Raw genomic sequence first — 8,292 nt, forward strand, 5'->3', positions numbered from 1 at the left:
CCGGCCGCGCCCGCGTCGAGCACGCGGACGAGTCGACCCTCGCCGAGCGGCTGCCGCGCGCCGACGTCCTGCTGGTCTGGGACTTCACCTCGCACGCCGTGCGGGCCGCCTGGCCCGGCGAGGGCCCGAGGCCGCGCTGGGTGCACACGGCGAGCGCGGGCGTGGACCACCTGATGTGCCCCGAGCTCACCATGTCCGACACGGTGGTCACCAACGCGCGCGGGATCTTCGACCAGCCGATCGCCGAGTACGTCGCCGCGCTGGTGCTGGCGATGGCGAAGGACCTGCCGCGGACCCTGGACTTCCAGCGCTCGCGGCAGTGGCGGCACCGCGAGGGGCAGCGCGTGGCCGGCACGCGCGCGTGCGTGGTCGGCTCCGGTCCCATCGGCCGGACGATCGCCCGCACGCTCAAGGCCCTCGACATCACCACCGCGCTGGTCGGCCGGGTCCCGCGCACCGGCATCCACGGCCCGGACGATCTCGACCGGCTGCTGTCCCGCGCCGACTGGGTGATCGCGGCCGCGCCGCTCACCGAGCAGACGCACGGCATGTTCGATCTGCGCCGCTTCGGCGTCATGCAGCCCTCGGCCCGGTTCATCAACATCGGACGTGGGCAACTGGTGGTGGAGGAGGCGCTGGCCGAGGCCCTCACCAAACGCTGGTTCGCGGGCGCCGCGCTCGATGTGTTCGAGCACGAACCCCTCACCCCGGACAGCCCGCTGTGGGAACTGCCGGGACTGATCGTCTCCCCGCACATGAGCGGGGACACCGTCGGCTGGCGGGACGAACTCGGTCGTCAGTTCGTGGAGTTGTACGAGAGGTGGGAGGCGGGCAGGCCGCTGCTGAACGTCGTGGACAAGCAGCGCGGGTACGTACCGGGACGTTGAACTCGCCGCGGATTCACGCGGATTCGAGCCTGGAGGGCGCATGACGGACCTGACCGAACTGACCGCCGTACAACTCCTCGACGGCTACCGCAAGGGAGAGTTCAGCCCCGTCGACGCCACCCGCGCGACCCTGGAGCGGGCCGAGCGGATCCAGCCGGAGGTCAACGCGTTCGTGCGGATCACCGCAGAGGAGGCCCTCGTACAGGCCGGCGAGTCGGCCGAGCGCTGGCGGCGCGGCGAGCCGGCCGGTGTGCTCGACGGTGTCCCGGTCACCGTGAAGGACATCCTGCTGATGCGCGGGACGCCGACCCTGCGCGGCTCGAAGACCGTCGCGGAGCGGGGGAACTGGCACGAGGACGCCCCCTCGGTGGCCCGGCTGCGGGCGCACGGCGCCGTCTTCCTCGGCAAGACGACCACCCCCGAGTTCGGCTGGAAGGGCGTCACCGACTCGCCGCTGTCCGGCGTCACCCGCAACCCCCTGGACCCGACACGCACCGCGGGCGGCTCCAGCGGCGGCGCGGCGGCGGCCGTGGCCCTCGGCGCGGGGCCGCTCGCGCTGGGCACGGACGGCGGCGGCAGCGTCCGTATCCCGGCGGCCTTCTGCGGCATCTTCGCCCTGAAACCGACGTACGGCCGGGTCCCCCTGTACCCCGCGAGCGCCTTCGGCACCCTCTCGCACGTCGGCCCGATGACCCGTGACGCGGCCGACGCGGCCCTGCTCCTGGACGTCATCGCCGCGCCCGACTCCCGCGACTGGTCGGCGCTCCCGCCGGCGCCGGGCTCCTTCGCCGCGGCTCTGTCGGGTGGGGTGCGCGGCCTGCGCGTCGCCTATTCCCCGTCCCTCGGCGGCCAGGTGGCGGTGCGTCCGGCGGTCGCGGCGGCGGTGCGGCGGGCGGTGGAGCGGATGGCGGGGCTGGGGGCGTACGTCGAGGAGACCGACCCCGACTTCACCGACCCCGTGGACGCCTTCCACACCCTGTGGTTCACGGGGGCCGCCCGGGTGACCCAGCAACTGGGGCCGCACCAGCGGGAGTTGCTCGACCCGGGCCTGAGGGAGATCTGCGCGGCCGGCGCCCGCCTGTCCGCGCTGGACTATCTGGCCGCGGTGGACGTCCGGATGGCACTGGGCCGGCGGATGGGCCGCTTCCACGACGCCTACGACCTCCTGCTCACCCCGACCCTCCCGATCACGGCCTTCGAGGCAGGCGCCGAGGTTCCGAAGGGCTCGGGGCACCGCCGGTGGACCGGCTGGACGCCGTTCACCTACCCCTTCAACCTGACCCAGCAGCCGGCGGCCACCGTCCCCGTCGGCACGGACGGGGACGGTATGCCGGTGGGCCTGCAGATCGTGGCCGCCCGGCATCGCGACGATCTGGTGCTGCGGGCGGCGCACGCGCTCTACGAGGCCGGGGTCACGACCTCCGGGGCCTGACGGGCGTACCGGTGTCGATCACCTCGACGGGGGTGTCCCGCAGGTGTTCGACGTAGGTCAGGAGTTCCTCGTTCAGACCCGCTCTGGAGTTGTAGAGGTCGTCCTTCCAGCCCAGCGCCACCCGACCGCCCAGATCGTCCTCGACGAGCAGCGCCCGGCCGTCGGCGTCGGCGTGCCCCGCGTGGTGGTTGCGCAGCACCTCCGTCACCTGCACGAAGGCACCGAACTGCTGCGATCCGATCCAGAGTCCACCACCCAGAAGGTCGTCGGAAGCGGCCCTCGCCTCGTCCCGCATGGCGTCGGCCTGCGCGAGGAACCGCTCCGCGTCCAGGGCGCGACCGGCCTCCAGGTCGGTGAGAGCGCGCCGCAGGAAGTCGTGCCAGACCCGGATCGCCGTACGAGCCCGGGCCACCCGCTGCAACTGCACCTGAGTTGCCTCACGGTCGGCCCGCGCCCGCTCCTGCCGAGCGATCTGCCGCTGATGTGCCAGCGGCCCGAGGAACATGGCGAGGGCCGAGATCAGCGCCCCGATGACACCACCGAGCAGCCCGGCGATCGTGTTCGACATGGCCCCAAGTCTGTACGAGGCGGGCCTGGTTCTACCCCTCCAGCCGCCGGAATCTCAGCGACTCCCCGAGCGCCCCCGACCGCCACAGGTCGTTGCACCCCTCGGCCATCTCCTCCAGCCCCTCCACGATCTGGCCCCAGACGATGCCGGGCACCCAGCCCACGTCGCCGTTCAGGAGCAGGTTGTTGCGCTCGTAGAACAGGGCCAGGTCGACCACCGTGGTGCCGGGGCGGACCTCGCGGTCGTAGCCGTAGGACTTGGTGCCCAGTTCCGTACCGGCGAAGGCGAAATAGCACAGATCGCCCGGAATAGGGGTGACCGTCGGGTTTTCCAGCGGCGGCTCCGTTTCCGCGAAGGGCGGGAAGAGGGCGTAGATCTCGTTGCGGGCGTATTTGGCGTGGTAGACGTCGCCGGTCAGGGGCAGGGCGTCCCAGACGGCCGCGCAGGTCAGCGGGGCGCGGTCGTCCAGGAGTTTGGCCTTGCAGTGGACCCCGCGCTTGACCAGTGACACCTCGATGAACCGTTCAGTCATGCATCCCAGGGTGCATACATCGCATGCTCCCGGGTAGCCGCGCCGCCATGGCTCCACCTAATGGGAACGACAGACTCACACAAGGGACCACGCGCCGGTCGCTGCTCGCGGGGGTGGCGGCGCTCGGTGCGCTGGGGGCGGCCGGCTGCTCGCGGGTGGSCACGGCATCGACCACGGAAGGCGGCGATCTGCTCGACCGGCTGAAGGCCGCGGGCGTCGTACGCCTCGGTATCGCGGGGGAGATCCCCTTCGGCTACATCGACAAGAACGGCGAGCTGACCGGCGAGGCGCCGGAGCTCGCCAAGGTCATCTTCAAACGGCTGGGCGTCGACAAGGTACAGCCCGTGCCCACCGAGTTCGGCTCGCTGATCCCGGGCCTGAACTCCCAGCAGTTCGACGTCGTCGCCGCCGGGATGTACGTCAATCCCGAGCGCTGTGAGCAGGTCATCTTCTCCGACCCCGACTACCAGATGCTCGACTCCTTCATCGTGCGCAAGGGCAACCCCAAGGGCCTGCACGACTACAAGGACATCGTCGAGAAGGGCGCCAAGTTCGCCACCGGGACCGGCTATGCCGAGATCCAGTACGCCGTCGAGGCGGGGTACGAGGAGAGCGACATCCTGATCGTGCCGGACCAGGTCGCGGGGCTGAACGCCGTCGAGGCGGGACGCGTGGACGCCTTCGCCGGTACGGCGCTGACCACCCGTGAGGTCGTCAAGAAGTCGTCCAAGGCGGAGTCCACCAAGGCCTTCGCGCCCCTCGTCGAGGGCGAACCGCACGTCGACGGCGGCGCGTTCGCGTTCCGGCCGACCGAGACGAAGCTGCGGGACGCCTTCAACGTCGAGCTGCACAAGCTCAAGAAGAGCGGGGAGCTGTTCCGCATCCTCAAGCCCTTCGGCTTCACGGAGGCGGAGATGACCGACCTCACCGCGAAGGAGCTGTGCGGCGGATGACCTCGGGACTCTGGGAACTCGTACTCAAAGGGATATGGATCACCGTCCAGCTGCTGGTCCTGAGCGGACTGGTGGCCACGGTGGTCGCCTTCGGCGTCGGCATGGCCCGCACCCACCGGCTGTGGATAGTCCGCTTCCTCGCGGGCACCTACACCGAGGTGTTCCGCGGGACCTCCGCCCTGATCATGATCTTCTGGGTGTTCTTCGTGCTGCCGGTCGCGTTCGGCTGGCAGCTGGTGCCCCTGTGGGCGGGCACGCTCGCGCTCGGATTGACCTACGGGGCGTACGGCGCCGAGATCGTCCGCGGCGCCCTCAACTCCGTCGACCCGGCGCAGCGCGAGGGCGGCATCGCTCTCAGCTTCACGCCGTGGCAGCGGATGCGGCTGATCCTGCTGCCGCAGGCGGTGCCGGAGATGATCCCGTCGTTCACCAACCTGCTGGTGGAACTGCTGAAGGGCACCGCGCTGGTGTCCGTGATGGGCATGGGCGACCTGGCCTTCAGCGCCAACCTCGTGCGCCTGGCGCTCCAGGAGAGCGCGGAGATCTACACGTACGTCCTGCTGATCTACTTCGTCATCGCCTTCCTGCTCACGCGGGGCATGCGCGGACTGGAACGCAAACTCAAGGCCGGTGTCGGCAAGTCGGTCGGGCGCACGCCCGAGCAGGAGCTGCACCGACCTGAGACGACCGGTGTGGGCGCGGGAGGTGCTCTCGGATGACCTGGGACTGGGGCGCTGTCGCCGACTTCATGCCGCGATTCTGGGACGGACTGCTGCTCACCCTGCAGATCCTGGCCTTCGGCTCGCTGATCTCGTTCGCGCTGGGCCTGGTGTGGGCGCTGCTGATGCGCACGCCGAGCCGCTGGGTGCGCTGGCCGGTCGGGGTGGTGACGGAGTTCATCCGCAACACCCCGCTGCTGGTGCAGCTGTTCTTCCTCTTCTACGTGCTGCCCGAGTGGGGCGTCACCGCCTCGGCACTGACCACCGGCGTCTTCGCGATCGGGCTGCACTACTCGACGTACACGATGCAGGTCTACCGCGCCGGCATCGAGGCGGTGCCCGCCGGCCAGTGGGAGGCCGCGACGGCGCTGAACCTGCCGATGACCAGGACGTGGCGGGTGGTGATCCTGCCGCAGGCGATCCGCCGGGTCGTGCCGGCCCTCGGCAACTACGTCATCGCGATGCTCAAGGACACCCCGATCCTGATGACCATCACCGTCATGGAGATGCTCGGCGAGGCGCGGCTGTTCGCGCAGGAGAACTTCCAGTTCACCGAGCCCCTGACGGTCATCGGAGTGGCCTTCATCGTCATCGCCTATCCGGCCTCCCTTCTCGTACGAGCCCTGGAGCGACGCCTTGTCCGCTGACACCCCTCTCATGAAAGAACCCGACGCGAGCGCCAACCCGCCGGTGGACGGCAGCGAACTGATCCGCTTCGACCACGTCACCAAGCGCTTCGGGTCCAACACGGTGCTCGACGGGCTCGACTTCTCCGTCGAGTCCGGCAAGCACGTCACCCTGATCGGCCCGTCCGGCTCCGGCAAGACGACGATCCTGCGGCTGCTGATGACCCTGACCAAGCCCGACGAGGGCACGATCACGGTCGCCGGTGAGCAGCTCTTCCCGGCCCCCGAGAAGCAGATCCGCGAGGTCCGCAAGAAGATCGGGATGGTGTTCCAGCAGTTCAACCTGTTCCCGAACATGACCGTGCTGCGCAACATCACCGAGGCCCCGGTCACCGTCCTCGGCATGGCCAAGGACGAGGCGGAGGCACGCGCCCGTGAGCTCCTCGACATGGTGGGCCTCGCCGACAAGTGCGACGCCCGCCCGACCCAGCTGTCCGGCGGCCAGCAGCAGCGGGTGGCGATCGCGCGGGCGCTGGCCATGCGGCCGCAGGTGCTGCTGCTCGACGAGGTGACCTCGGCACTGGACCCGGAGCTGGTCGCGGGCGTCCTGGACCTGCTGCGGGACATCGCCCGCACCACCGACATCACGATGCTCTGCGTGACCCACGAGATGAATTTCGCCCGGGACATCTCGGACCAGGTCCTGATGTTCGACTCCGGCCGGGTCATCGAGTCCGGCACCCCGGAGAAGATCTTCAACGACCCCGAGAACGACCGCACCCGGGAGTTTCTCAGCGCTGTGCTGTGACGTCTCGGTCGGACCATGACTTTGGCATATGCCAGAGTGCTAGCACCGCAGTTGAGGGCGTCGCAATCTCGTCAACAACCGCTCACTACAAGCCTCTTGCCCGCTATCGTGAAGGAGACTGACAGAGAGACTCGAACCCCGCCCGATGAGAAGCGACGTGCGACCGCAGGGGGAACCGTGGCGCTGCAGCACGAGTCGACGACGCCGTACCACTCGGTCCAGGACGCCCTGCGCGTCCTGGAGACCGTGGCACGGCACAGCACCGGAGTCACCGACACCGAGCTCGCCCGGCACACGGGCATCAGCCCGGAGCGCCTGACCGGCCTCCTGCGAATGCTGCGCCGCGAGGGCTACGTCGAGCAGGTCGCCGACGGGGCGTATGTCACGGGCGACGCCCTGGCCCGCCTCGGTTCCGCCCAGGGCCGTGAGCAGGCCCTGCGCGACACCCTCCAGGACACCCTGGACCGGCTGCGGGACTCGGTCGGCGCGGCCGTCTACATCAGCCGGTACCTCGACGGCGAGGTCAAGATCGACCAGTTCGCGGCCGGCCCTGCCACTCCCGTGGTCAACGAGTGGGTCGACTTCCGCTTCTCCGCCCACGCCACCGCCATAGGCAAGAGCCTGCTGGGCCAGCTCGACCACAACGGCCGGCGCGACCACCTCTCCCGGCACAAGATGGCCCGGCTCACCTCGCGCACGATCACCAGCGACAAGGTGCTGCTCTCCCGCCTGGAGTCCCAGCCGCCGACGGTCCCACACCTCGACCTCCAGGAGTACGCGGTGGGCACGGTGTGCGCGGCCGTCCCGATCACGGCCGGCTCCTCGGTGGGCTGCCTGGCCCTGTCGCTCCCGCTGGAGCACGCGCACCGGCTGCGCCAGGCGGCGGACACCCTGAACCGCGGCGCGACGCCGGTGCTGCTGTCGCTCGCGATCCAGTCCTGACCGGCCGAGCTCGGCGGTGGTCCGAAGCACCCCCGCGGACCAGGTAGTATTTTCTCGTCGCCAGCCGCGAAGAGCACGAAATACGCGGTCGGCGCGAGTCATGCGCCGCTAGCTCAGTTGGTTAGAGCAGCTGACTCTTAATCAGCGGGTCCGGGGTTCGAGTCCCTGGCGGCGCACCTCAGAAGGGCCTCTCGTGGGAGCGGGAGGCCCTTCGGCGTATGTCGTGATCTCCGCCCCTGTCAGCCTTCGATACGTCCGCTCCCCCGCTTCCGGCCGCCACCACACCGGGTCGGCACACCGCAGCCCCTCCCGCCTGAGACCCGCCCGATGGATCTTGTTCGTGGCGGTCACCGGCATCCGCTCCACCACCCGCACGAACCGGGGCGCCATCTTCGTCCCCAGATCCGGCTGGGCGAGCAGGAACCCGGCGAAGGCCACCGGGTCGAACTTCCCCGCGATCGTCGCCATGACCTGGTCCCCGGTCACCGGATCCGGCACCGCGTACACGGCGACGGCGTCCGCGCCCTCGTACCGGGCGAGGATGTTCTCGATCATCGCGGCGGACAGGTTCTCCCCGTCGACCCGGAGCCGGTCGTCGCCGCGTCCCGCGAAGTACAGATAGCCGTCGGTGTCCCGGCAGAACAGGTCCCCCGTCCAGTACCAGCCCTCCCGCCGCCGATCCGCCTCCGCGTCCGGATTGCGCCAGTACCCCTCGAAGGGGTTCGGCCCCCGGTTGACCAGCTCCCCGATCGCCGTGTCTCCGTTGACCAGCCGCCCGCCCGCGTCGAAGACGGCCGGCGGGCATTCCGCGCAGGTCTCCGGGTC

The 8,292-nt window shown here is 70.0% G+C and carries 10 protein-coding genes and 1 tRNA gene; 8 read left to right on the forward strand and 3 right to left on the reverse strand.

Annotation, left to right across the window (positions count from 1 at the left end; all coding sequences use genetic code 11):
• A partial coding sequence (locus tag EAO75_RS36900) for a D-2-hydroxyacid dehydrogenase (protein WP_148000502.1) occupies window positions 1-887 on the forward strand: 887 nt, incomplete at its 5' end.
• 40 nt (window positions 888-927) lie between these two features.
• Window positions 928-2,319 (forward strand): amidase, encoded by a 1,392-nt coding sequence (locus EAO75_RS36905; protein WP_147999481.1) that lies wholly within the window; start codon window positions 928-930, stop codon window positions 2,317-2,319.
• Here EAO75_RS36905 and EAO75_RS36910 read toward each other — a convergent pair.
• Window positions 2,300-2,887, reverse strand: a complete 588-nt coding sequence (locus EAO75_RS36910) for a hypothetical protein (protein WP_147999482.1) — start codon at window positions 2,885-2,887, stop codon at window positions 2,300-2,302. The genes EAO75_RS36905 and EAO75_RS36910 overlap by 20 nt on opposite strands.
• 31 nt (window positions 2,888-2,918) lie before the next feature.
• The gene (locus EAO75_RS36915) at window positions 2,919-3,419 is read right to left on the reverse strand and encodes a DUF3830 family protein (protein WP_147999483.1); all 501 of its coding nucleotides are present in this window, start codon (window positions 3,417-3,419) and stop codon (window positions 2,919-2,921) included.
• Between the two features lie 47 nt (window positions 3,420-3,466).
• Between EAO75_RS36915 and ehuB the strand changes: the two genes are divergently transcribed.
• The 6 genes from ehuB (at window position 3,467) to EAO75_RS36945 (ending at window position 7,643) form a co-directional block, all read left to right on the forward strand.
• On the forward strand, window positions 3,467-4,372 hold the full coding sequence (ehuB, locus tag EAO75_RS36920) for an ectoine/hydroxyectoine ABC transporter substrate-binding protein EhuB (protein ID WP_187284738.1): 906 nt from the start codon (window positions 3,467-3,469) through the stop codon (window positions 4,370-4,372).
• Window positions 4,369-5,091, forward strand: coding sequence for an ectoine/hydroxyectoine ABC transporter permease subunit EhuC (gene ehuC, locus EAO75_RS36925; protein ID WP_147999484.1), 723 nt, complete (start codon window positions 4,369-4,371; stop codon window positions 5,089-5,091). The genes ehuB and ehuC overlap by 4 nt, the downstream gene beginning before the upstream one ends.
• On the forward strand, window positions 5,088-5,738 hold the full coding sequence (gene ehuD, locus EAO75_RS36930) for an ectoine/hydroxyectoine ABC transporter permease subunit EhuD (RefSeq protein ID WP_147999485.1): 651 nt from the start codon (window positions 5,088-5,090) through the stop codon (window positions 5,736-5,738). The genes ehuC and ehuD overlap by 4 nt, the downstream gene beginning before the upstream one ends.
• A gap of 10 nt (window positions 5,739-5,748) precedes the next feature.
• Window positions 5,749-6,525 carry an ectoine/hydroxyectoine ABC transporter ATP-binding protein EhuA gene (gene ehuA, locus EAO75_RS36935; RefSeq protein WP_147999486.1) on the forward strand — a complete coding sequence of 259 codons (777 nt, stop codon included), beginning with the start codon at window positions 5,749-5,751 and terminating at the stop codon, window positions 6,523-6,525.
• A gap of 177 nt (window positions 6,526-6,702) precedes the next feature.
• The gene (locus EAO75_RS36940; protein ID WP_147999487.1) at window positions 6,703-7,467 is read left to right on the forward strand and encodes an IclR family transcriptional regulator; all 765 of its coding nucleotides are present in this window, start codon (window positions 6,703-6,705) and stop codon (window positions 7,465-7,467) included.
• A gap of 102 nt (window positions 7,468-7,569) precedes the next feature.
• Window positions 7,570-7,643, forward strand: a tRNA-Lys gene (locus tag EAO75_RS36945).
• Here the strand turns inward: EAO75_RS36945 and EAO75_RS47795 are convergent.
• On the reverse strand, window positions 7,609-8,292 hold a 684-nt coding region (locus tag EAO75_RS47795; protein ID WP_261989574.1), incomplete at its 5' end, for an AMP-binding enzyme. The two genes, EAO75_RS36945 and EAO75_RS47795, sit on opposite strands and share 35 nt — an antisense overlap.

Origin of the sequence: Streptomyces sp. UW30, from assembly GCF_008042075.1 — a bacterium.
Taxonomy (GTDB): Bacteria; Actinomycetota; Actinomycetes; order Streptomycetales; family Streptomycetaceae; genus Streptomyces.